The organism is Actinomadura soli (assembly GCF_005889715.1).
Lineage (GTDB): Bacteria > Actinomycetota > Actinomycetes > Streptosporangiales > Streptosporangiaceae > Spirillospora > Spirillospora soli.
Window position 1 is genome coordinate 1 of record NZ_VCKW01000146.1, and the last position, 22,318, is coordinate 22,318.

At 66.8% G+C, this 22,318-nt stretch carries 17 protein-coding genes and 5 pseudogenes; 7 read left to right on the forward strand and 15 right to left on the reverse strand.

Annotated features, from left to right (window positions below; all coding sequences use genetic code 11):
- Positions 1-471, forward strand: a 471-nt coding sequence (locus tag ETD83_RS25460) for a transposase (protein ID WP_138647731.1), incomplete at its 5' end; no start/stop codon positions are given.
- On the opposite strand, the gene ETD83_RS25465 is transcribed toward ETD83_RS25460, so the two are convergent.
- From ETD83_RS25465 to ETD83_RS25480, 4 genes are all read right to left on the reverse strand, one after another.
- Positions 455-1,243, reverse strand: a complete 789-nt coding sequence (locus tag ETD83_RS25465) for an IS3 family transposase (protein ID WP_138647732.1) — start codon at positions 1,241-1,243, stop codon at positions 455-457. The genes ETD83_RS25460 and ETD83_RS25465 overlap by 17 nt on opposite strands.
- A gap of 1,102 nt (positions 1,244-2,345) precedes the next feature.
- Positions 2,346-2,735 (reverse strand): hypothetical protein, encoded by a 390-nt coding sequence (locus tag ETD83_RS25470; RefSeq protein WP_138647733.1) that lies wholly within the window; start codon positions 2,733-2,735, stop codon positions 2,346-2,348.
- A 605-nt stretch (positions 2,736-3,340) separates the two neighbouring features.
- Complete coding sequence (locus ETD83_RS25475; RefSeq protein ID WP_230421167.1) at positions 3,341-3,934, reverse strand: IS630 family transposase; 594 nt, start codon at positions 3,932-3,934, stop codon at positions 3,341-3,343.
- The gene (locus tag ETD83_RS25480) at positions 3,838-4,434 is read right to left on the reverse strand and encodes a winged helix-turn-helix domain-containing protein (protein ID WP_138647745.1); all 597 of its coding nucleotides are present in this window, start codon (positions 4,432-4,434) and stop codon (positions 3,838-3,840) included. Before ETD83_RS25480 ends, ETD83_RS25475 begins: the two co-directional genes overlap by 97 nt.
- A gap of 85 nt (positions 4,435-4,519) precedes the next feature.
- On the opposite strand from ETD83_RS25480, the gene ETD83_RS25485 reads away from it, so the two are divergent.
- Positions 4,520-4,735 (forward strand): hypothetical protein, encoded by a 216-nt coding sequence (locus ETD83_RS25485; protein WP_138647734.1) that lies wholly within the window; start codon positions 4,520-4,522, stop codon positions 4,733-4,735.
- A gap of 697 nt (positions 4,736-5,432) precedes the next feature.
- On the opposite strand, the gene ETD83_RS25495 is transcribed toward ETD83_RS25485, so the two are convergent.
- The 4 genes from ETD83_RS25495 to hppD form a co-directional block, all read right to left on the reverse strand.
- The gene (locus ETD83_RS25495) at positions 5,433-6,392 is read right to left on the reverse strand and encodes an MBL fold metallo-hydrolase (RefSeq protein WP_138647736.1); all 960 of its coding nucleotides are present in this window, start codon (positions 6,390-6,392) and stop codon (positions 5,433-5,435) included.
- Between the two features lie 76 nt (positions 6,393-6,468).
- The gene (locus ETD83_RS25500) at positions 6,469-6,876 is read right to left on the reverse strand and encodes a RidA family protein (RefSeq protein ID WP_138647737.1); all 408 of its coding nucleotides are present in this window, start codon (positions 6,874-6,876) and stop codon (positions 6,469-6,471) included.
- 120 nt (positions 6,877-6,996) lie between these two features.
- Positions 6,997-8,415 (reverse strand): MocR-like pyridoxine biosynthesis transcription factor PdxR, encoded by a 1,419-nt coding sequence (pdxR, locus tag ETD83_RS25505; RefSeq protein ID WP_138647738.1) that lies wholly within the window; start codon positions 8,413-8,415, stop codon positions 6,997-6,999.
- A gap of 72 nt (positions 8,416-8,487) precedes the next feature.
- On the reverse strand, positions 8,488-9,633 hold the full coding sequence (hppD, locus tag ETD83_RS25510) for a 4-hydroxyphenylpyruvate dioxygenase (protein ID WP_138647739.1): 1,146 nt from the start codon (positions 9,631-9,633) through the stop codon (positions 8,488-8,490).
- Positions 9,634-9,885: 252 nt separating this feature from the next.
- Here hppD and ETD83_RS25515 point away from each other — a divergent pair, with 252 nt between their 5' ends.
- Positions 9,886-10,911 (forward strand): Leu/Phe/Val dehydrogenase, encoded by a 1,026-nt coding sequence (locus tag ETD83_RS25515; protein WP_138647740.1) that lies wholly within the window; start codon positions 9,886-9,888, stop codon positions 10,909-10,911.
- A 351-nt stretch (positions 10,912-11,262) separates the two neighbouring features.
- On the opposite strand, the pseudogene ETD83_RS25520 reads toward ETD83_RS25515, so the two are convergent.
- From ETD83_RS25520 to ETD83_RS25545, 7 genes and pseudogenes are all read right to left on the reverse strand, one after another.
- Positions 11,263-12,034, reverse strand: a pseudogene (locus tag ETD83_RS25520) (transposase family protein).
- Between the two features lie 154 nt (positions 12,035-12,188).
- Positions 12,189-13,377: pseudogene (locus ETD83_RS25525) on the reverse strand (IS3 family transposase).
- A 271-nt stretch (positions 13,378-13,648) separates the two neighbouring features.
- Positions 13,649-13,864 carry a hypothetical protein gene (locus ETD83_RS25530; RefSeq protein ID WP_138647741.1) on the reverse strand — a complete coding sequence of 72 codons (216 nt, stop codon included), beginning with the start codon at positions 13,862-13,864 and terminating at the stop codon, positions 13,649-13,651.
- A gap of 16 nt (positions 13,865-13,880) precedes the next feature.
- Positions 13,881-14,225: a hypothetical protein gene (locus ETD83_RS25535; RefSeq protein WP_138647742.1), complete on the reverse strand. Its 345-nt coding sequence runs from the start codon at positions 14,223-14,225 to the stop codon at positions 13,881-13,883.
- Between the two features lie 503 nt (positions 14,226-14,728).
- Entirely contained in the window at positions 14,729-15,478 is a 750-nt protein-coding gene (locus ETD83_RS25540; protein WP_205717881.1) for a hypothetical protein, read from the reverse strand.
- Positions 15,439-16,797 (reverse strand): chymotrypsin family serine protease, encoded by a 1,359-nt coding sequence (locus ETD83_RS43880; RefSeq protein WP_205717882.1) that lies wholly within the window; start codon positions 16,795-16,797, stop codon positions 15,439-15,441. Before ETD83_RS43880 ends, ETD83_RS25540 begins: the two co-directional genes overlap by 40 nt.
- Before the next feature lie 395 nt (positions 16,798-17,192).
- Positions 17,193-17,578, reverse strand: a pseudogene (locus ETD83_RS25545) (transposase); the annotation flags it as partial.
- 854 nt (positions 17,579-18,432) lie between these two features.
- On the opposite strand from ETD83_RS25545, the gene ETD83_RS25555 reads away from it, so the two are divergent.
- The 4 genes and pseudogenes from ETD83_RS25555 to ETD83_RS46085 form a co-directional block, all read left to right on the forward strand.
- Entirely contained in the window at positions 18,433-18,672 is a 240-nt protein-coding gene (locus ETD83_RS25555; protein ID WP_205717883.1) for a DUF6262 family protein, read from the forward strand.
- Positions 18,673-18,764: 92 nt separating this feature from the next.
- Positions 18,765-19,549: pseudogene (locus tag ETD83_RS25560) on the forward strand (transposase family protein).
- 318 nt (positions 19,550-19,867) lie between these two features.
- A complete protein-coding gene (locus ETD83_RS25565) occupies positions 19,868-20,632 on the forward strand; it encodes a tetratricopeptide repeat protein (protein WP_138647744.1) in 765 nt (254 codons plus the stop codon).
- A pseudogene (locus tag ETD83_RS46085) lies at positions 20,633-21,160 on the forward strand (tetratricopeptide repeat protein); the annotation flags it as partial.
- Positions 21,161-22,318: the final 1,158 nt, after the last annotated feature.

The following is a 22,318-nucleotide window of genomic DNA, read 5'->3' on the forward strand; positions in this document are numbered from 1 at the left end:
CGGGTGGGCGGGGCGGTTCGGGCGGGCAGAGCCGCGTCGGCAGGCGCGGGCGTATGTGACGGCTTGCTGGCTCCGGTGGAGCGCAAGAACGGCTGGCAGTTGGCCGAGGCGGCCGGGGATCTGCAGCCGGACCGGATGCAGCGGCTGCTCAGCAGTGCCCGGTGGGATGCCCGTGGGGTGCGGGATGACCTGCGGGCGTATGCGGTGGAGAACCTCGGGCACCGGGACGCGGTCCTGATCGTGGACGAGACGGGGTTTCTGAAGAAGGGACGAAGTCGGCCGGGGTGCAGCGCCAGTACTCCGGTTCCGCGGGCCGCACGGAGAACTGCTACTCGGGGTGTTCTGAGCCGTACCGGGTTTGGTGAAGTCCGATGTGCCCCGAGTTTCGTGGATCGCCATGCCAGCGCGTTAATGACCAGCGCGGCGGTTTGGGTGGAGTCGATGGACCAGCCGACTACGCGGCGGGCGTAGACGTCCAGCACCACGCAGCAGTAGACCTTGCCCTCGCGGGTGGGGTTCCGGTGATGTCAGTGACCAACAGCTGGTTGGGTGCGCTGCGGTGAAAGTCACGGTCGACCAGGTCGGCGGCGGTCGGCGTCTGGTGCTTGCGCCGCGGCCGCCGCACCCCGGGCAGGCCCTTCAAACCGGCGCGGCGCATCAGCAGCTCCACCGCACCGTGACCGACCTGGATGCCCAGGCCGAGGGTGAGGTCGGCGTGAACGCGGCGGCCGCCGTAGGCGCCGCGGGAGTCGGCGTGGACGGCCCGGATCTGCTCGGTCAGCCACGCGTGCCGCAGCGCCCGCGCCGAGGGCGGCCGGCGGCGCCACATGTGGAACCCCGATTCGGAGACCTGAAGGATTCTGCAGCAGGTAGCGATCGGCAGACCCTCTTTCGCCGTCACCTCGATGGCCCTTGGGGGCACCGCCTCTCTCAGCAAATCGACCGCCCGCCTCGTGATGGCCAACTCGGTCTCCAACTCGGCGATCCGGCGCCGCGCCGCGATCAGTTCCGCGTGATCGGCCGACGTCAGACCGGGCTCCAGACCTGAGTCGATGTGGTCTTGCCGCAGCCACACGTAGATGGTCTGACTGGGCATGTCCAGGTCCGCTGCGACCTGCTGGACCGGCCGCCCGGCCTTCACCAGATCCAGCACCTTGCGCCGGAACTCAGGGGGATGACTACGGGGCATCCGCTGCCTCTCCTCGTGATCAACGGCACGAGGATTCCAGCCAGCCGACACCACCAAAGCCGGGGTACATCACGTCACCGCCGCACCCCAGATGTGGAAGGTTCTCGCTAGACTGCAGGTGAGGAATCAGGTCGGAGCGGTGGCAGCGGACGAGAGCAAGATCATCGTCCACATATCGCCCAATCAGGCCTGAGGCCTCGGTCGTCAACAACACGAGCATGGCCCCTGACCTGCGCAGGAGTGTGGTGGGCGATACTGGGATTGAACCAGTGGCCTCTACCGTGTCAAGGTCATCCGCGATCACGACTGGCCTGCAGCTTTTCGAGTCGCCGCAGGTCAGCGGCGGCCGTTGACGCTCGTTGACATCCGTTCAGGACGATTCGGGAATCGTGGGTGCTCCCGTCGCCCCCGGCTCCGGGCGGGAGCAACGGGAGCACGTTTGGGGGAGTAGCGGTATGTGGCCTTCGATGGTGGTCGGCGCGACGCGGTGAGCAGCGTGGGGTGGTGTTGTGAGATTAGGGCGCTGGGAAGGCTTGTGGATTTCGGCGGATGGGCTATAGGTGCATCCCACGCGCGGCGGCGCGTGTAGAGCCTGGGCAGGCGACCGGCAGGGAGTGTCGATCGGTTGCCTAAAGTCCCCGGGGCCAGGAGTCCACCGGCTGTCGTGGGAAGCTGGTGTACCTCATGCTTTGCGCCCTGCGGGTTCCTTGACTTGCTGGTCGGTGCGAGCTTGCTCCCTGCAGGTCCGAGCCCGCGGATTAAGAGTCCGCTGCTCTCATGTCAGATCAGTGCTCTCGCTATCGAACTCTACCGCATGGTCCGTGCTCAGCGCCCTCATCGTGATAATCCGTGTCGCGGCGTGTCGTCCCATCCCGGGGACGCCGAGCGAACAACGAGCGAACATCGTGACCCAGACGGCCCCCTATGGAGCGGGGATCGTGGTCACTATGCGTGTCGTGCACTATCGAGGCCAACCCAGAGGCAGTCCCCACCGAACCCCTCGATGCCGCCGCCGTCATCTTCCAGAAGGTTAACGCCCTGCTCGGTGCCTGATCAACCCGGCCCACAGCCTCCTACGCTCCTGCGGTCCGCGCGGCGTCAGTTTAGGGGGTGGTCGGCGAGCCGAAGCGGTCGATTAGATACCGCCCGGCGGCCGTCACAGCAAGCATTCGGAAGCGCACTTCGCCAGTCGTGGTCGTTCCCAGGTGAGGTCCGTTCGTCCGCACGATCTTCCACAGATTCGGACGAAATCGCCGCCGTCATCCAGGGCAAGTGGTGTTGTCCCTAAGCCAGGCGGCCGCCCGCCCTCCGGCCTCCTTGTTGCCGACAAGAACCCCAGCGTCTTTGCGAAGTGGACGATCACGGACTCGAAAATGGCGCGGAACCGGCTGTTGGCCGCCTCCAGGTTCCCGGCCACGACGTTGTCGATCGCCTGACAGTAGTGCTCACGCGCGACGTCCAAGCCGAGCCGCACGAAGTCGTCCGCCGACGCGCTGATCTCCTCGCTCAACAGCATCTCCGCCTCGTCCAGGGGCAGCAGCCGCACGTCGATTAACCGCCGGTCGTCGTCGGTGGAGAACTCCGGGGTTCAGCTCGAACCCGTCGACCTTCCGCGTACAGCAGCTTCGGGGTGCGGTGATTCCGCGGAGCCAGGCATCGACGGCGGCGAGGCCTTGTTGATCGGTCGGCACGACGACCGGTGGGTGTGCACTACTTCTTACAGACCGTCGGGCTACGGGCCTGGGCCAGCCACGGCTGTCCCGCCCGGTCTGGAACTCAGCAGAATTCACGCCGCCCCCAACCGACTGGCCACCCACAGCTTGTCAGCTACGAAGCGGGCTACCGTGCCCGGGCTGGGAGGCGACGCATGGCTGGCGGGATCTTCGACATTCTCATGGTGCTGGGCGTCCTTTTCGGAGGTCTCTGCCGGGTCGCCATCATCGTGGCGAAGGGCCGAGCTGCGGTGGCGTTCGAACGCGAACGCAGGTGGCTACTGCAGCCGCGATCGAGCGGTTGCCGCCAGGTGGCCGCCTACTGGAACATGACCACACGGGCTGTACGCGAGTCATCGAGATCCCTGACCGCCGCAGCTCACGGCGCGGTGAAGAACCGAGGGAGCGATGACAGGGCCTGCCGACCCGCTAACCAGGGTTAATTGGTGATGGCGGGTGTGGTGGTGAGGGTGAGTCCTGTGGTGGTCAGGCAGGCGTCGATCACCTCGGGGTGGTGCTGGATGGCTTTGAGGCGGTGCTTGATCATGCGGGTGAGGTGGTCCAGGTCGGTGGCCAGGAAGTTGGCCATGGAGCGTTTCAGCAGGGACCAGATGCTCTCGGCGGGGTTGAGGTCGGGGGCGTAGGCAGGCAGGTAGAACACCCTCAGCCAGTCGGTGTGGGCGTCGATGAACGCCCGCATCGCCATCGAGTGGTGGATGCCCAGGTTGTCCCAGATCAGCACGAGCTTCCCGCCGGGTAACTGCTGGTGGGCGGCCTGCAGCATGCTCTTGTACTCGGCCAGGGTGAAGGCGGCGCGTTCGCCTGTGCGGCGGCGGTAGTGGTGCAGCCGGTAGATCAGCCGGGACCGCTCACCGGGCCGGTAGCAGACCATCCCGGCGACCGAGACCCGCCCGCCGTGGTCGCCGCCGTGCACCCTCACCTGCGGCCGGTGCCCCCGGCGGCTCCAGGAGCGTCCTTTGGGCGGCCTGTGCCCTTGGCCTGCTTCGTCGGCGAAGCAGATCCAGGCGCCCAGGTCGCCCGCGGTGCTTCCACCTGCGGCCACACCTGCCGCTTCCACACCTCGACGGCCTGGTCGTCACGTTCGATCGCTTGGCGTCCGGGCACCTGCACCGACCAGCCGTTGCGGCGCAACAGTAGCGACACCCCCGGCAAGGTGTAGTCGTTCCCGAACAGCCGGCTGATGGGCGCGGCCACCCGGCCCAGCGTCCACCGCTGGTCATCGGCGTAGCCATGCGCGGCCGGGCCACGGTTCAGCTCGGCCTCCAGCCGGGCGAACGCCGCATCGTCCAGCCGCGGCCGATGGTGCGGACCCCGGGACCGCAGCGCCTCGGCCCCGCCCCGACGCCAGGCTTGGCGCCACTTCTCCACCTGCCGCACACCGACCAGCAACTCGGCGGCGATCTGCGCGTTCGGCCGGCCCTCACCGAACCACTGCGCCGCCTGCATCCGAACCCGTTCTCGACGCTCACGGCCCGCGTCGGTCATCCCGCCGCCCTGGGGGTATCTGGCCATACAACCGGCATACGCCCACACCAACGGCCCGTCCACTACCCAAACCGCCATGACCAATTAACCCTGGTTAGCGCCGCTGCTCCCTTTGCCCCGGTCCCCGCCGGCCAGCCGAGCGCGTCGGCCGGGCGAGCTGGCCGAGCACGACCGGGCCCGCGCCGACTACGCCGCCGGCCTGGTGGCGGTCATCCTGCTGGCGACGCTGCGAGCTGGTGAGGCGCCCGCCGGTCCTGGCCCCCCTGGCCGCCGCGCTGCCGCCGTCCATCCCCGCAAAGTGACCCGCAACGACCGGCGGGGCGCCTGACGGCCCGCTGACGCGTGTTCCGTCCGTACACCGTCCATACCCCGAGGTATGGTCGGTGTACGGGTGTGTATGGGCCATGTACGGGTGCCGAGGCTGCTTGCTGGTTATCGTCCCGGCGGCCGCCGCCGTGGTGGTGACGACGAAACCCCGCCCGCCGGGCGCCGGTGGCACGCGTTGCCAAGATCCTCTTGTGATCATTCTGTGTGCGGGCTCTGCCGGGTCGCTCCGTTAAGCGCGCACCTTATGGTTTGACGGCCGGAGCGCAGTCCTCACAGGCGTACGCCGCGCTCCCATCCGGGAAGTGGCCCACCCTGATCTGCGGGCGCGGCCAGCGCTTGTCACATACCAGGCATGCCGCGCCGTGCCGTTGCGGCTTGGTCGGACCGGCTGGGTCGAACATGGGTTCGCGGGCGTGGAGATTGGGTCCGCTCCACGTGTGCCCAAGGTCGTCCATATCGCCTCCGGTGCGGAGCTGCGAACGCCACGAATCAGCAGCGCCCAAGGCTTCTGGGAGTGAGAACGGCCTATCAGCAGATGTTCCTCGCTGTAGGTCTGGTCCAGCGTGGGGGCGCCTCTCCTTCAGTTCCTCGTAGTAGAGACCGACGTCGGGTCTGCGGTACCGGGTGTGCCGCTTGGGCGGTATGTCGCCCGCCTGCTGGTAGGGCACCATGGGATTTCCCTCGAAATGTTTGCCGAATCAGTCTTGAAGGGCGTTCCAGACCGCGCGGTCGCGTTCGGCCGTCCAGATCGCGGGGCGTTCGATGCCGGACAGTTCGTCCCAGACCCGGGCCACGTCGAATGGCAGGCAGTGCTCGAAGATGGGCCAGCCGCCGTACTGGTCGACCAGCGCGGCACGCGCGGCCCGGAAAGCGTCCCTGAGGGTGCCGCCACGGGACTGGACTTCGCCGACCTCGCGTAGCATGACCTGGAGGAAATGGCGGGTTTGAGCAATGGCCGCGTCGACTGCGGCGCGCCCGCGAGCCACCGCTCCGCGGCCGCCGATGATCGTCTCGGCCCGGAAGGCGGCCACGCGGTTGAGCGTGGTGGTGGACCATTCCCGGTGGAATGCGTCGCCGGTGTAAAGGGCGGCCTGGGCCTCGACGAGGTCACCGGCGAAGAGGATTTGGTGCTCGGGTAGCCAGGCGACGATGTCGCCTTCGGTGTGGCCGCGCCCGCAATAGGTCAAGACGAGGTCGCCGCGGACGCCGCCGAGATCGATGGTGACCGTGTCGGTGAAGGTCTGGGTCGGCCAGGTCAGGCCCGGGATGGAGTCGGGGTCCTTGAAAAGGCGGGGCATGCGGCTGTACTCCGACGCCCAGTCCTGACCGCCGCGTTCGGCGATCAGCACCCGGGTGCGGTCGTGCGCGATGACCACGTCCGCGTCGAAGGCGCTCGCACCCAGAACCCGCACGGCGTGGTAGTGCGACAGGATCAGATACTTGACCGGTTTGTCGGTGTGCTCGCGCAGCATCGCCAGCCACTCGCGGGCAGCGACCGGGGTGGCGAGGGCCTCAAAGCAGACGACGAAGTCCTCGCCTTCGATGGCGCCGACGTTCGGGTCGCCCTCAGCGGTCAGGACGTATACGCCGTCGGCGAGTTCTTCAAGACTCCGCTTCTTCTCTGTGAGATCTGCCGAAGACGCGAACGGCTTGCTCATCTGGGTCTCCTGGTGGATGGGATCCTTGAGGCGGGAGTTGTGCGTCCCGGCCGCCGTGCTGTAAAAGCGGATCGGGTCAGTCGGGAAGGACCGCGACCGCGCTGATCTCCAGCAGGAACTCCGGCCGGGCCAGACCGGCCACGATCAGCAAGGTGCTGGTGGGCGCCGGGTCGGACGCCAGGTAATGGCCACGGACCTCGTTGACGGGCAGCAGCAGGGACCGGTCGGTCACGTACGTTGTCGTGGAAACCAAATGCGAGAGGTCCCCGCCCGCGGCCTGCATTACGGCCGACAGGTTCTCGATGACCTGCTCTGCCTGCCGTGTGATGTCTCCTTCGCCGACGACGGCCCCGTCTGCGTTCATTGAGACCTGGCCCGAGATCCACAGTTGCCTGCCGTGGCGGATCGCGTGGTTGTAGAAGAACTTCGCGGCAGGGCCGGAAGCCAACTCGGGTGGGCTGATCGCCTGCTGCCTCGTGGCCATCCCTACCTCCGGGTGATGCTGGGCGAACTGGTCAGTACAAAAGGCTAGGCGGCGAATTCATGGATGGACCTGACCATTCAGGGGTCGGTGAACCGGTCCAAGTGGAGAGGGGTTCAAAGGTCAGTCGGCACTGTGCCTGGTCGTCCGATACGCCTGGGCCAGCGCGGCGATCCCCTCGGCGATCTGCCGCTGGCGGACTTTGCCGTAGCCGATCACCAGACCGGGCGTCGGCGAGACACCGCTGTAGTAGTCACCGAGTCCTGCGGCCAGAACGCCCAGCCGGCGGGCTTCCTGGATCAGGGCAGCCTCATCCGCGTCATCGGGCAGGAGCAACGTGAGGTGCAGGCCGGCGTCGACGCCCTGGACACGGGCCCCGGGCAGACTTTCCACCAGGGCGGCGCAGAGCGTGTTCAAACGCTGCACATAGCTGCTCCTGGTACGGCGCAGATACCGGTCCAGCGAACCCGACTCGATCAGATCGGCCAGCACCACCTGCTCAAGGGTGGCCGGGACGGGGTCCCCGCAATCGCGGAGAGCGAGCAGGGCCGGCCGCAGCTCTCGGGGCGCGATCAGCCAGCCGATCCTCACCCCAGGCCCGAGCGTCTTGCTGACCGTGCCGAGGTACGCCACCCGGTCGGGATCCAGTCCTTGCAGCGCGCCGACCGGTCTGCGGTCATAGCGGTACTCGGCGTCATAGTCGTCCTCGAAGACCAGCGCGTCCCGTTCGCGCGCCCAGCGGAGCAGAGCCGCCCGGCGGCTCGGGGACAGCGCCACGCCCGCTGGAAACTGGTGGGCCGGTGAGACCAACACCGCCCGAGACGGCGTCCGCCACAGCGCGTCGACAACCAGACCTTCCGCGTCCACCGGTACCTGGACCGGCACCAATCCCGCCCGGCGTACGGCCTTGCTCAGCCGTGGCCAGCCAGGATCCTCGACGGCAATCTGGCGATGCCCTCGCTCGCGCAGCACCTCGCACAGCAGCGTCAGGCCGTGGGTAACCCCCGCACACACCAGCACGCCTTCCTCGTCCGTGCGGACACCCCGCGTACGCGCCAGATGTTCGGCCAGAACACGCCGCAGCAACGGCACCCCGGCATCGGCCCCGTAGTTGAGCTCGTGGGGAGGCAGACTTCGCACCGTGCGCTGGACAGCCCGGAGCCACATACCGCGGGGAAACGCGGCCAGGTCCGGAAGTCCGGGTTCGAAGTCGACCAAAACCGCGGGCGGCGGGGCAACGGGAATCCGTGGAACCTCCTCGGCCGCTGGCGGAGGACTGATGACCACGGTCCCGCCGCCGGCCCGGGCCCGAAGATATCCCTCGGCGGTGAGCTGCTGGTACGCCTCCACGACCACCCAGCGCGAACAATCGAGTTCCATGGCCAGGACCCGTGAGGCAGGCAGCTTGGTCCCGTCGGCGAATCGGCCGCTGCGGATGGCGTCGCGCAGCGCGCCTTCCAGCTGCACGTGCATCGGGTGTCCGCTGGAGCGATCCAGAGCAAGCAGAAGTTCCGACCCCCGGATGGTCTGGTCGAGCTTCATGAATTCGGACATTATCACCCGGCCAAGTGGTCGACCTGGTGAGCGCACGCGGCGCGCAGAAGGCGGGCCACATCAGAGGTTGCCGCGGGCGGCCTGCTCGCGCTCGATGGCCTGGAACAGGGCCTTGAAGTTGTTCAGGCCGAAGCCGCGGGTTCCATGCCGCTCGATGACCTCGTAAAAGAGGGTCGGCCGGTCCTGGGCGGGCTCGGTGAACAGTTGGAGCAGGTAGCCGTCCTCGTCCTGGTCCAGCAGTATGCCGAGGTCTGCCAGCCGGGCCAGATCGAGGTCAAGCGCGTCGATGTCGACCCGTTCCCGCACTTCGTCGTAGTAGGTGTCGGGGACGCGCATGAAGCGTACGCCGCTGTCCCGCATCTGCGTGACCGTGGCGGCGATGTCGTCGGTGGCGAAGGCGATGTGCTGTACCCCGGAGTCGCCGTAGTAGTTCAGGTACTCCTGTATCTGCGACAGCGACTTGCCCTGCGCGGGTTCGTTCACATTGAGTTTGATCTTGCCGGTGCCGTCCCAGACGACCTTGCTCATCATCGAGGTGTATTGGGTGCCTACGGTCTCGTCGTCGTAGTGGACGAGCTGGGTGAGGCCGAGCACTCGCTTATAGAACTCGGTCCAGGTGTTCATCTCGTGCAGTGGGACGTTGCACACGATGTGATCGATGCCGGTGATGCCGACACCGCGACCCGGGGGAACGGTCCACAGCGGCTTCAGCCCACCCACCGTGCCGGTGCCGCCGACCGCTCGACAACCGGGCAGGAAGGGCCCGGAGTAGCCGGAGGCGTCGACGAAGGTGTGGATGGTGTCGCCATAGCCGGCGATGCTCGCCAGCTCGGCCTTGCCGTGGTCGTCGCTGATCTCGTGCGGCTCGCTCACGGCTTGGGCCCCACCGGCGAGCGCGGCGTCGAACGCGGCATGGACATCGGGGACAGCGAAGGCGATGTCCCGTACGCCGTCTCCGTGCTGATGCTGCTGGTCGGTTGCCAGATGCCCCGGCAGCAGGCCGGCGGTCAACACCAGGCGTACATCGCCTTGAGCCAGTACCCAGGAGACGCTCTCCCGGTTCCCGGTCTCCGGGCCGGAGTAGGCGATGGGCGTGAAGCCAAAGGCCGTGCGGTAGTAGTGGGCGGCTTGCTTGGCGTTGCCGACGTGGTAGCGCAGGTGGTGGTAGCCGAGCAGGGGCTGACGATCGGTAGCCGCTTCCGTCATGGACGACTCCTTACGACGTGCGAGCACGACTCGAGCACGGCAGGACATGCGAAGAGGGGCTCGAGCCCTGTCGTTTCTGAATCTATGGAGCAGTCCTGGACGGCACCCGGACCAAACAAGGCCGAGAAGACCGAACCAACTCGGCGGACGGACGGTCCGGTCCATCTGCCGCCGGTTGGACTGGAGCACGCGAGCAGTGCGGACCTACGTTGATGAGGCCATATCTCAAGGAGCTCACCAGGTGGAGGCCCCATGACCGTGTTCCATCATCCCGCTTTCGACGACCACGAGCGGGTCGTGTTCGTGGCCGACTCGAAGTCCGGCCTGCGGGCTATGATCGCGGTGCACCGCTGCGGACCGCGCAACGCCATGGGCGGCACCCGCATGCGGGAGTACGCCCTGGAAGCCGACGGCATCGGCGACGCCCTGCGCCTCTCCCAGACCATGACCTACAAGTCGGCCCTGGCCGGTCTGCCCTTCGGAGGCGGCAAGGCCGTCATTTTTGGCGACTCCGGGCGGGACAAAACACCGGAACTGCTCCATGCCATGGGCTCCGCAATCGACCGACTCGGAGGACACTTCGTCACCGGGGAGGACGTCGGCATCTCGGTCGACGACGTCGCCCTCATGCGTGAGAACACCCCACACGTTCTCGGCGGTGAGGGAGTCGACTCCGCCCAACCCGCCGCCGCTGGAGTCCTGGCCTCCATCCAGGCCGCGGCAGAACGCGTATGGGGCACCTCCGACCTGAGCGGCCGCATCATCGCCGTCCAGGGCCTGGGAAAGGTCGGCTACTGGCTGACCCGGATGCTCGCCGAAGCGGGTGCGCGCCTGCTGGTCGCCGACATCCGCCCCGATGCCGTACGCCGCGTTGTCAGAGAGTTCGACGCCCAAGAAGTGTCCAGCGACGACATCCTCACCCAGCCGACCGACGTGTTCGCCCCCTGCGCGCTCGGCGACGTACTCACCCCGGCAACCGTCCCCCGACTGAAGGCCAAGGTGGTGGCCGGCGCCGCTAACAACCAGTTGTCCGCCCCCATTGTCGGAGCCCTTCTGCGCGACGCGGGCATCCTCTACGCACCCGACTTCATCGCCAACGGCGGCGGCCTCATCAATAACGCAGCCCTGCTCGACGGCTACGACCGAACCCGCGTGCTTCAAGACTGCGCCCGCATCGGCCACACCCTCACCGAGGTCTTCGAATTGGCCGACAAGAACAACACCTCGACGAACACCGCCGCCGCCCAACTCGCCCGCCAACGCACACAGAATCTGTGACCGTCTCCGGGCCTGCCGACTTGCCGCCTGGGCGCGTCGATCGTGCCGTCTTGCGTCGTTACACGCCAGACGAACACCGCCTCCATGCTCCTCCGAATTGAGCACTGTCGGCAAGAGACCAATGCACTGGCCACCGCCTGGCGCAGCGCGCTGCGGTCACGCTGGTAGACAGCATTCCTCCGCAGAACCTGCGGCCTGCTAACGTGGTTGTCGCCAAGGTACGACCCGCAAACTGGCAGGGACGGTGTTGGACGGGGAACTGGTCCACCGGTCACAGCGATCAGCACCGGTGGCCTTGAAGAGCCGACAGATCTGGCGGGCCAGATAGCGCTGAGGGACAGTGAGCCCTTTTCAGCGTGATGGGTTCTCGCGGAGTTGCAGGGTGTGGATCGCCTTGGCGATCCGTCCGGCCTGGAATGGGCAGCACCGCAGCTTGCGGAGGATGCGCCATGTCTTGAGCTGGGCATTCGCGCGTTCGGCCCGGCCCTCGGAGCCGGGCGTGAGCCCGGTTGGCGTCCTTTTGTGACTCGGGCTTGCCGCGTCCCCGGTAGGGCGTGAGGACATGGTCACCGGCCCCTTGATACGCCTTATCGGCCAGGACGAGGATGCCGGTGGCGGCCAGCGCGCGGATGACGCCCCAGATCCGGGCGGCCTTCAGATCGTGCACCGACCCCCGCAACGGGCCCGACACCCACAGCAGGGTGCCATCCGGGGCAGCGATCACCTGCAGGTTCATTCCGTGCTTGTGGTGCTTTCCCGAGTAGAAGGGACGGTCGGCGGCCACCCGGTCGATCGCCACCAGCGTCCCGTCCAAGATCAGGTAGGGCAGCCGGTCACGCCGCGCTTTGCCTACGGCGGCATCGAGCTTGGGTGCACGCGCGGCCAGCAGCTCGATCGACTCGGTGGTGTAACGCCACGCGGTGCTGGTCGAGACTCCGAACCCGGCGGCCAGTTCGGCGAAGGTCTCACCTTTGCGCAGGTAGACCAGGACAATCAGGGCCTGGGCGCCCGGGGGCAGCGCTCGGCCTTTGCTGCCGATCGATGCGCGGTGTCGGCGAATGACGCCGGTGGCGTAGGTCAGGGTCTGGCGCGACAACGGTAGCGAAGCGCGATACAAAAGCATGCGGAGCCTCTGGTGCGGGCGGAGGGTTGTGAGAGATCAACCGTCCTACCAGGGGCTCCGCCATGTTCAGAGCGCGCCGCACCGCCCGCGATCATGCTGTGATCAGCACACCTCAACCTGCCGCTGAAAAGAGCTCAGTGTCTTGATGGGTGTCCTACGCGGCCTGGTGCCGGCTCAGGTACTCGGTGTGGACCTCCAGGGGAGTCCGGTACCCGATCGCCGAGTGAAGCTTGCGTTGATTATAGAAGCCTTCGATGTATTGGACGACCGCGCGGCGGGCTTTGGTGCATGTGACAAATACCATGCGGTTGAGCCACTCGTTCTTCAGTTAGCCGAAGAACGACTCGGCCATGGCATTATCCCAGCACACGCCCGTCCGCCCCACCGAGCGGCGCATCTGGTACTTGCGTAGACGCCGGCCGAACTCCTCACTTGGTGTAGTTCGAACCGCGGTCGGAATGGAAAATGCATCCGGGTTCGATGTCGATGTGCCCGGCCGCCGAGTCCAGCGCGGCGTTGATGAGCGAGGTCTTGAAGTGATCGGCCATCGCCCACCCGACGACCATCTTCGAGTGGCAGTCGATGACGGTCGCCAGATAAAGGAAACCCTCCCAGGTGGGGATGTAGGTGATATCGCCGACGAGTTTGGTGCCGGGCCGCTCGGCGGTGAAGTCTCGTTCGACCAGGTCGGGAAGGTCGCCCGGGTCGCCGGCCAGGGTGGTGATCGGCCGCCAGGGCCTGGGCTGCACCGGCTGCAGGCCCATCTCGCGCATCAGCTGCCGGACCAGTTCCGGGGAGACCTGTTCGCCGGAACGGGCCAGCACGACGTGGATCCGGCGGTATCCGTAGGTCTCATGGTTGGCGTCGAACACCGCCTGGATCATCGCTTTCAGGCGCTGTCGTCGTTCCGCGGTCGCCGACATCGGCCGTCCGCGCCATTCGTAATATCCCGATCGTGACACGCGTAGCCAGGCGCACATGTCGATGATGGCGTGGTTGGCCTCCTCCGCGTCGATGCACTCGTACTTGGCGGTCAACCGGTGATTGTTGCATCGACCGGTTGAACTCAAGGCGGCTTTTTTCAGGAACTCGTTCTCTTCGCGGAGTTTGCGGTTTTCTCGTTCGAGCTGGAGTTCCCGCCGGCTCTTGTACTCGCCTCCGCCGGTGTCGGTGGCGGCCGCGTCGCCGTGCCTTCTGCGGTAGTCCTTCACCCAGTTGCCCAGGGTGGTGTCATGGATCCCGACCTCACGCGCAACGTGGGCGATGGGGCGTGGGCCGTCCAGAACCATGCGGACGATCTCATCCTTGTGCTCCTGGGTGAAATGCCGCCTCTGTCGTGCCAACGACCTTCCTTTCCGGTTCTCCTCAACTCTAGTTGGGGAGCTGTCCGGAAGATCCGGGGCACCTCAATCGCGGTGCTGGCACGCGCCCACCAGGACGCGGTCTGGAACCGCCAGCAATTGACCAACCAGCTCCGTTCCCTGCTGCGAGTACTTCCCCGCCGCCCAGGAGGCCTTCTAGATCAAGAGCGTCGGCCTGGCCTCCGCCGAAGCCCGCATCATCCTGGCTACCGCGTCCACACCCGCCGCAGCCACCAAGCTGACCAAGACCCGACTACGGGCAGCGTTGCGTCGTGCCGGCCGCAAACGGGGTTTCGAGGATCGAGTCGCGGGTCTTCACGCCATCTTCCGCCGAGAACATCTGCGTCAACTCCCCGCAGTCGAAGCCGCCCTCGGCCAGCAGACCCGAGCGCTGCCGCTCCAAATGGACGCGGCCTGCCAGGCTGCCGGCCAGCTCGCCGAGGCCGTCAGCGAGACCTTCCACCAGCACCCCGACTCCGCGATCATCACCAGCTTCCCCGGCCTGGCCGACATCTCCGGCGCACGCGTTGTCCAACCACTAGGATCGGGGTGCCGAGGCCTGCGTAGGCGGCCAGGATCGCCCGGTACATCCGCACCCGCTCATCGAAGGAGTCCGGAAGAACCTCGTCGGGCACGCTCAGGCAGCGCAGCAGGTTCACCACCGCCTGCTGGGCGGTGAGCCGGGAGGATTCGGGCGCGTAGCCGTGCAGGTCGATCGGCAGCACCCCACCATCGAACCAGCCCCTGTTCAGCGCGATGTGGACGGCTTGGACGGTCAGTTCGGTCTTGCTGATCCCGCCCAATCCCGCCACCGCCGCGGCCACCAGCACCGCATACCAGTACCGAATCTAGGTCCGTGGCCCGGCCGGAGGCCGCCGAGCCGGTGGAAGGGACGGTGTCCAATGCCTTCAGCGCCGGGACGAACTACGGTTCGCTGGTGATGGGCCGCGACGTCAGCGGCCCGGTCACTCTGCTGGAACGCCTGCGCATGCGCCCGCTAATGCTCAGCCCTCACCGGCGTCCCGCTGGCCCGCCGAGGAGCCTCCTGACCAGCCGCCTGGTCAGGAGGCTGGTCGAGCTTCGCAGGAGCGGTCTGATGATGAGTCGGCGAGGGAACGAGCGCCGATGCCGCAGACCCGGAACGAGGTCTCGGGTGTGATCGTGGTCGGCCCGGCGATCCTGGGCCGCGACATCACAATCGTGCTGCCAGCGCAGGTCTCCTTGACGACATCAGGACTGCCCGCGGGACCACCCGCCTTCACCACGGCAGCGCGACCTGGACCGGCAGCTGGACCGACTGACACCTCCCGACCCGTGGATTCACGGCCATCACTCAACTGCCCCCCGCTTGCAGCCTGTCAGTGAAAAGGGTGTCCTCGCCGCTGCTTGTCATCAGGTCGGTGACGCGGGTTGAGACGTCATGCAACATTGTTTCGGGGACTATTGGGGCGTCGGCGATCGCTGAGAAGAGCGCAGCCAGGCCCCCCAGCGGATACGGGTCATCCTCGCTGCCTTGCATCGCTTGATAGCCCAGCGGCAGCTTGCGTAGCGCGTTGCGCGAGCGGTTCCAGGCCGTCTGGACCTCCATCGGCGACGGGACCCCGAAGCCCTGCCCGACCGGAGCCGCATGCCGCAGTCTGACCAGGGCGCTGTTGGTGAAGTCGGCGGCGAGCTTGCAGCGCTCGGTCAGGCGCGTCCGCACCGGTTCGTCGATGCGGGACATGACCGAGCACGGGGTACGGCAGCGGGCGGCGCAGTCGCCGAGGGCTTGTGCGACCTGGCTGTGCTGGCGGTTGAGATAGGCGCGCCAGCCCTGGCCCGGTTCGTTCGTGACCCGCAGCATGCGTTCGCAGGCGGAACGTTCCGGCCGGGTGTGGTCGCACCGGCGCGCGGACCCGGGCACGACCGGCACCCCGAACCGGCTGCCCACCCCGGTCACCGAGGCACCGATGACTGCCGGGTCGCCCGCGTGGCCGAGCACCGGTTCCCAGGCGAGCAGGGGAAGGTTCTCGCTGGCGATGTGGACGGTCGCCACCAGTGCCTTCATGTCGCGGCGATGCCAGCTGATCTCGATGATCTCCAATATGAGCGCGTAAGCGGGGCCGAGGCTGGCAAGCGCTCCGCGTGGTCGTTCCTGGGGCGTCTGGGGCATCCGACTTTTGCGCGCTCGGTCGAGCAGGTCCTTGGGCAACTCGCCGGCGGCTTCTGGTTGGTGGCCCATTCGGGGGAGTCGATGCTGACCAGTGCGCCGTCCGCCTCGTCTCCCTTGCCGTCCAGGGCTTCTGTGACCCGACCGATCGGAGAGCCCGCTCCGTCGGAGACAGGGGTGCCGACTGTGTAGCAATGACCCGCTGTGGTGAGGTAGAGCTCACCATTCTCCTTCTTGGCGACGTATCCGGCTGTGCAGTCGCCACTGGCACCACTGACCCAGATGCCACCGTAATAGGAGATGTCGAAGCTTGATGGAATGCGCGGTGCGGGTTGCCATTCCGGGTTGTTGCTGGACTGCCTGGTACGGGCCCGGTTGCCCCGCAAAATGAGCGTGTCCGAGCCGTATTCAGCAGCCAAGACGTTCGCCATCGCCGCCGTCGCGGGAAGGACGTCCACGGTGACCTTGTTCGCCAGCACATTGACGCTCGTCGCGGTGATACGGATACCTCGCGAGCGAAGTTTATGGGCCTCGTGCGCGATTCGGTCGGAGAGCGCCTCCAGCGTGGCGGTGGAGTACTTCATGGGCCGCACCTGCACCAATGGTGCCGAGCGGGCGCGCGCGAGATCGGCCGCGTGCTCTTTGTATTGCTCGTTGTCGACGAAGCCGGCGACGAGCTTGCCGTCGGCCAGGCTCACCGCCAGTCCCGCCTCGTCCCGGGATTCGCGGAGTGCCGGGCGCTTACCCACTTCCTCGATGGCCCGGTCCAGAGCGTCGTCGTTCGGGAGCGTCGAGGTCTTGGACACGGGCAACGTGGCCGGCTGTGCCGAGCCGGTCACGACGGTATCGCCAGCCCTGTCGTCCGGGCCGATAGGGGTGATGCCAGCTCGGTATCGTTCGCCATTGACCACCGCTGGGCCGGGAAACAGGGCCCACGTGCACGAACCGCACACGGTCTGTGTCGTCACGCGCTTCGACCCGTGGAACAGTTCGACCCGGTAGCTCGCTGGACGAGTGCTCCGCGCGTCGAGGTTCCATACCGCTTCTACTTGCCGGTCGCCCGGGAGCAGGGTGGCCTTCGTGACGGTCGCCTGGCTGGTCGCGGGCGGTAAGGATTTCCCCGGGGCCGCGGCATCACGTGCGCGAATGGATGCAGCGAAACCGGCGAGCAGGGTGGATGCCTGCCTCGTATCCGGATTCGCGGTGGGCGGTGTTTGAGCGGCCGATGGCGGAACACCGGAAATGAGCAGCACTGGAATCGCTGCCCAGACGGCTACCACGCGGAGTCGCAGTCGGCGCGATCTCGATTGACTGGGTTCACTCACAATTAACCTCCTCCTTGAACGGGAATTCTTCAGCGGTACGAATGAACATGACAGCCATCGTCAATCGGCGAGATCACCTTGGTCAATATCATGTCCGAATGTGGACAATAATGATCTTGACTGTGTTCGATTAATTACCCTTAGCAATGTCGCATTGGGATGCCAGTGCGTCCGCAGTAACGCGCGGCTGGTCACCGAGTTATAGGTGGGCCTTCGCACTTCCCCTTGTAGCCGATCATGGCCGCTGGTGCGGCCTCCCTTGAGGAGTGAAAATCGGGGGGCCTATGGATCTTGTCAAGCAGCGTTTGGCGCTGCCTGATCGGTTGGGGGTGGTAGGTGGTGCCGTCGCGGAGAATGGCGAACAGCACGTCGCGGCGGCGGCGGGCCAGGCAGATGAGGGCGGAGTTGTGACGTTGCCTTGGTCGCGTTTCCGCCGGTAGTACGTTCGCGAGCCGGGGGCGGACAAGGATGCGAACGCGGCCAGGAACATGGCGCGTTCGAGGTGTTTGTTGCCGCCCTTGGCGGGTCGTTCGCCGCGGATGGAGGCGCCGAAGATGCGGCTGACCGGCGCCAGCCCGGCGTAGGCGGCCAGGTGCCCGGAGGTCGGGAACGAGCTCCCGTCGCCGACTTCCAGCAGGAGGCGGGCGGCGGTCCTGACCCCGAACCCGGGCATCGAGGTCAGGACCTGGGCAAGAGGATGCGCATCAAGTTCTTGCTATCGCCGGTAGCCAACCCGAGCGGACGACGCCGCATCCATGAGCAGACCCTGTCCATGCGGCACCGTGCTTGGGTCGACTCTCTGCCGCCGCTGCTGACCGCCGACGGCATCGAGTACGACAAGTCCACGATCGTGCCGTACTCCTATCGGCACACCTATGCCCAGCGGCACGCCGACGCCGGTGTCCCGCTCGACGTGCTGCGCGCGTTGATGGATCACGAGATGCTGTCGGCCACCCGTAAGTACTACCGGGTCGGAGAGAAACGCCGCCGCAGGGCCGTGGACCGGGTCGCGGTCATGCAGTTCGATCGGCACGGCACCCGTATCCGGCGCCGGGTCCAGGCGCTGCTGGACTCTGAACACGCCCGCTGGGCGGTCGGCGAGGTTGTTGTCCCGTTTGGGGTCTGCGCCGAACCCAGCAACGTCAAGGCCGGCGGGCACGCCTGTCCATTCCGGTTCCGCTGCGCGGGCTGCGACCATTTCCGCACCGACATCTCCTACCTGCCCGACCTGCGGACCTACCTGGACGACGTGCTGCGCAACCGGGAACGGCTGCTCGTCGCTGACGCCGGCAGCACCGAGGTCGATGACTGGGTTCGGGCTGAAGCGATGCCCTCGGACGAGGAGATCCGCCGGGTCCAGCGGCTTGTCCACCGGATCAAGAGCGACCTGGACGATCTGACCGCCGAGGAACGTGCCCGAATCGACCAGGCCGTCGCAGTGGTTCGGCGGCACCGCACCGTGATGCTCGGTATGCCGCGCGTCCGCCAGCCCCTTTCCGACATCCGTCCGGAGCGTTCCGCATGATCACTGTCCCTGGCCCCACCCCGGGCCGCACTTCGGCGATGGCGCAAGGCCGCCGGGCTGACTCGGCCCGCCGCCAGCGCGTCCTCAAGGCCCTCAACGACGCCGCAACTGCAGGTGAGGAGCTCAGTGTCTCGGCGATCGCCCGCAAGGCCGGTGTCGACCGCACGTTCTTCTACCGGCACCGTGACCTGGTCGAACAACTCCACTCCCTGGAAGCCCAGCCACCCAACACTGAACCCATTTCATCCTGTGGCGGCGGCTTGCTGGTCACAGCATGATCGCGATGCGCCGGGTTGGGCCATGACGTAGAGAGACCCCTGGTAGACGGGTTGATCACCACAATCACGTCGCCTGAACCAGAGGTCTCTACGTGCTGTTCTACCGCGCTGCCCTCGATTTGTCGCGTTCAACGCTGAACTACGTCGCCGGGCTGATCCGTCGACGACGCAAGGCGATCAGGTCGGCCTGGCGGCTGCTCAACCCCGGTCAGCAGGCGCTTTTGGTCCTGGCCTATCTGCGTAAGGACGAGACGTTCGCCGAGATCAGCGCCGGTTTCGGTGTGTCCGCGACCACCGCCTGGCGCTACGTGGAGGAGACCGTCATGCTGCTGTCGGCACGCTCGCCCAAGCTCGCGCAGGCGTTGCGGAAGGCCAGCCGGGACGGGCTGACCCACCTGGTGCTGGCCCGGGACGCTCATCCACACCGACCGGGTCCGGGCGGATCGACCGTACTTCTCCGGCAAGCACCGGGTGCACGGGATGAACGTGCAGGTGATCGCAGGTCCGGACGGAACGATCCTGTGGACCTCGGGCGCGTTGCCCGGCAAGGTTCACGACCTGACCGCCGCTCGCGTGTGGGGCGTCTTGCGAGAGCTGGGACAAGGCCGGGATCCTCACTCTGGCCGACAAGGCTTACCACGGCGCCGCAGCGTCGGTCGTGATCACGCCCTACAAGGGTAAGGACAAGCCCGAGTCGCAGAAGCAGGCGAACCGGTCACACGCCAAGTTCCGCGGGCCAGGTGAACGCGCGAACGCGCAGCTCAAGTCATGGCGGATCCTGCGGAAGCTGCGCTGCAGCCCGAGCAAGGCAGGCCACATCGTCAAGGCCATCGCCGTCCTACAGAACCACCGCATCACCCAGGCAGCCCGGAGATGAAATGGGTTCACTGTATGACGAGCTTGATGCTGCGGATCACGCGAATCCGGTCGGTACGAGCGGTGATCAAGCTAGGGAAGCTGTCCGTGCTGCACTCGACCGACCCTAGATGCCTCCCGAAAACACCAGCACCCGGATCATCCGTTCGCTTCGCCCCGCGCACATCGGCTTCCGCGGTGTTGTGAGTACTTTGCTGGGCCCGCCTCGACCGAAGGTTGGCCCCGATGGACACGATCTCTGGTACCGGTTCGCTGGTGATGAGTAACAGCGGCTGAGGAGCCGGGACCCCTCCCGCCAGTCCGTGGAAGGGTGAGTGCCATGCGGGGCATTTGGGGCAGGCCGCGCGGACGGCCGCAGACCGGGGAGGGGCACGCCGATGCCCTGCGGTCCGCCATCGAGCAGGCCGACGAGCTGCGTGAGGCGGGTGAGTACGGGCGGGCACGCGTGCTGGAGGAGGACACGCTGGCGCAACTGCGCCGGATCCGAGGCGACGATCACCCCGACACGCTTGAGTCGGCTTTCGGGCTGATGCTCAGCCTGCACAAGCTCGGCGAGTACGAAGAGGCCCGCACACTGGGTGAGGACACCTTGCGCCGCTGCCGGCGCGTGTTGGGTGTGGACGATCGCATGACGCTGATGCTGTCGGTCAATCTGGCCAGTACATTGGCCAGGCTCGGCGAGCAGCAGGTCCGTGAGCTGGCCGAAAACAACTTCAATCGTGCCCGCCGAGTCCTCGGTGCGGATTCCCCGGCCACGCTGGTCGCGGCTGCCAACTTCGTATTGGTGCTGAGCAAGTCGGGGGAACTTCGGCGGGCGTGCGCGCTCGGCGAAGATATCTTGGCCCGTCGCCGTCGGCTGCTGGGCCCTGATCACTACGACACCCTTATTACGGCCAACGTGATCGTCGGTGACCTGAGTGCGCTCGGCGAGCACGTCTGGACGCGGAACCTGAGCGAGGACACCCTGGCCCGCGCAGAGAGGCTCTTCGGCGCGGACCACCCCGACACGCTGGGTGCGGCATACAACCTCGCCAACCAACTGGCCGCGCTCGGTGAATACGAGCAGGCTCGTGAACGGTATTAGGACACCCTCGCCCGCAGGCGACGGGTCCTCGGCGAGGAGCACCCCCACACCCTGGACACGGCCGTCAACTTCGCACGCGTCCTCAAGTTTCTCGGGCAGTACCGCTGGGCCGAGGACATCCTGGAGGACACGCTGGCCCGCTACCGCCGCGGCAAGGGCGACGACCACCCCGACACCCTGAACGCGGCCGCCAACCTTTCTGACGCGATGCGCATGCTGGGGTATGACGAAGCCGCGCGAGACCTGGACAAGGACACACTGGCCCGTCGGCGACGGGTGCTCGGCGAGGACCACCCCCACACCCTGAACACCGCCGCCGCCCTTGTGGTCAGCCTGGTCCGGCTGGATGACCTCGAACGCGCCCGGGACCTTGGCGAGGACACCCTGTTTCGCCGGCGCCGGGTCCTGGGTGATGACCACGGTCGGACCCTGGACAGTGCCAACAACCTCGTGGTTGTGCTGCACATGCTCGGTGAGGACCGGCTGGCCGACCAGTGGCTGGAGTGGATCAAGGAGCGCCGCCACTGACCTGGCCGGTGATGTCGAGCCGACCAGACTCAGAACAGCGCCAAAATCTGGTCGACCTGCCGCGCCCGGTCCTGCTTGTACTCGGCCTGGTCCTTGACCTGGACGACGGGGAAGCCGCGGACGGCCCGCTCGACCGCAGCGCGGGAGGCGGCCGCCGTGACCCCTTCCCTGGCCTTGACGAACGCCAGGAAGTCACTCCGACCCGACAGCGAGCACGAACGCCCGCTACGCGCTCGCCCGCAGGCGCCTCGAACTGATCACCCACACGCTGGCGGACCGGTCATGGTCGGCCTGCCACACGGCCGTTGAAGTGCTCCGCCCGGGAATCTTCCACTGGAACACATGGACAACCATCCGGGAACGGCACACCCCGCTCAGGAAACTGAATGCCTGCCGGAACGAAATGCCGTACGCCCACCTCCTCGGTCGCCTCCGGGAGGAACAGAGCCAACAGCCGCCCGGGCAAGGTAAACGGAAACCGTCGATGACCCCGCCCAACCCGGAGAAGATCGTGACCCTGCTGCGTGACCCCGTAGCAGCACTCCAACGACCGGACCCGCCAGATGGCAGCCAGGACAGCTCGGATCTGGAACTCGTCACCCGTTAAACCCACCTCTGTGAGCAGCTCGAAGAGCTGGGAGAGGACGCCCGTTGACCAGGCTTACCCGTCAACACCCGGTCCTGTCGCGTCGTAGTCACCGACACCGGCTCCTACTTCGACTTCGACGTTGTCTCGGCCTGGTCCACTGCTGGGCATGCAGTACCGGCCCGTAATGGCGCCGTCCGGCCGCCCGATCAGCTCTCACCAACTCGCCGAACGACTCCGCCAACTCGGCTTGCGCCCAGGCCAGGCCAGATCCAGCGCGCGCACTCCGCGACGCCGACGCCGACGCCGACGAAGGGGATTGAACCCCACTGGGGGGCCGTAAGCCCTGCGGAGTCTCTGCTCTGAGCGCTTCACAGCACTGGGCTCGTTCCAACATGAATTGGCAGGTGGCAGGGGTGGTCTGGGGCGGGTTTGGTGTGGTTTGGCTGGTTGAGCGTTGTGTTGGCGAGTGGGGATCGTTTGCCGGTGGGGTGCTTGCGGGTGCTAGCGGTCGGGGGTGTTCGGGTTGACGTCGACCTGCGGTCGGGGCGTGCGATGGTGCGGCGGGGCCA

Bases quoted from the DNA above. Each gene is read 5' to 3' on its own strand.
- pdxR (WP_138647738.1), bottom strand. From the start codon at position 8,415: ATGAAGCTCGACCAGACCATCCGGGGGTCGGAACTTCTGCTTGCTCTG.
- ETD83_RS25565 (WP_138647744.1), top strand. From the start codon at position 19,868: ATGCGGGGCATTTGGGGCAGGCCGCGCGGACGGCCGCAGACCGGGGAG.
- ETD83_RS25500 (WP_138647737.1), bottom strand. From the start codon at position 6,876: ATGGCCACGAGGCAGCAGGCGATCAGCCCACCCGAGTTGGCTTCCGGC.
- ETD83_RS25480 (WP_138647745.1), bottom strand. From the start codon at position 4,434: ATGGCCAGATACCCCCAGGGCGGCGGGATGACCGACGCGGGCCGTGAG.
- hppD (WP_138647739.1), bottom strand. From the start codon at position 9,633: ATGACGGAAGCGGCTACCGATCGTCAGCCCCTGCTCGGCTACCACCAC.
- ETD83_RS25495 (WP_138647736.1), bottom strand. From the start codon at position 6,392: ATGAGCAAGCCGTTCGCGTCTTCGGCAGATCTCACAGAGAAGAAGCGG.
- ETD83_RS25515 (WP_138647740.1), top strand. From the start codon at position 9,886: ATGACCGTGTTCCATCATCCCGCTTTCGACGACCACGAGCGGGTCGTG.
- ETD83_RS25555 (WP_205717883.1), top strand. From the start codon at position 18,433: ATGGCGCAAGGCCGCCGGGCTGACTCGGCCCGCCGCCAGCGCGTCCTC.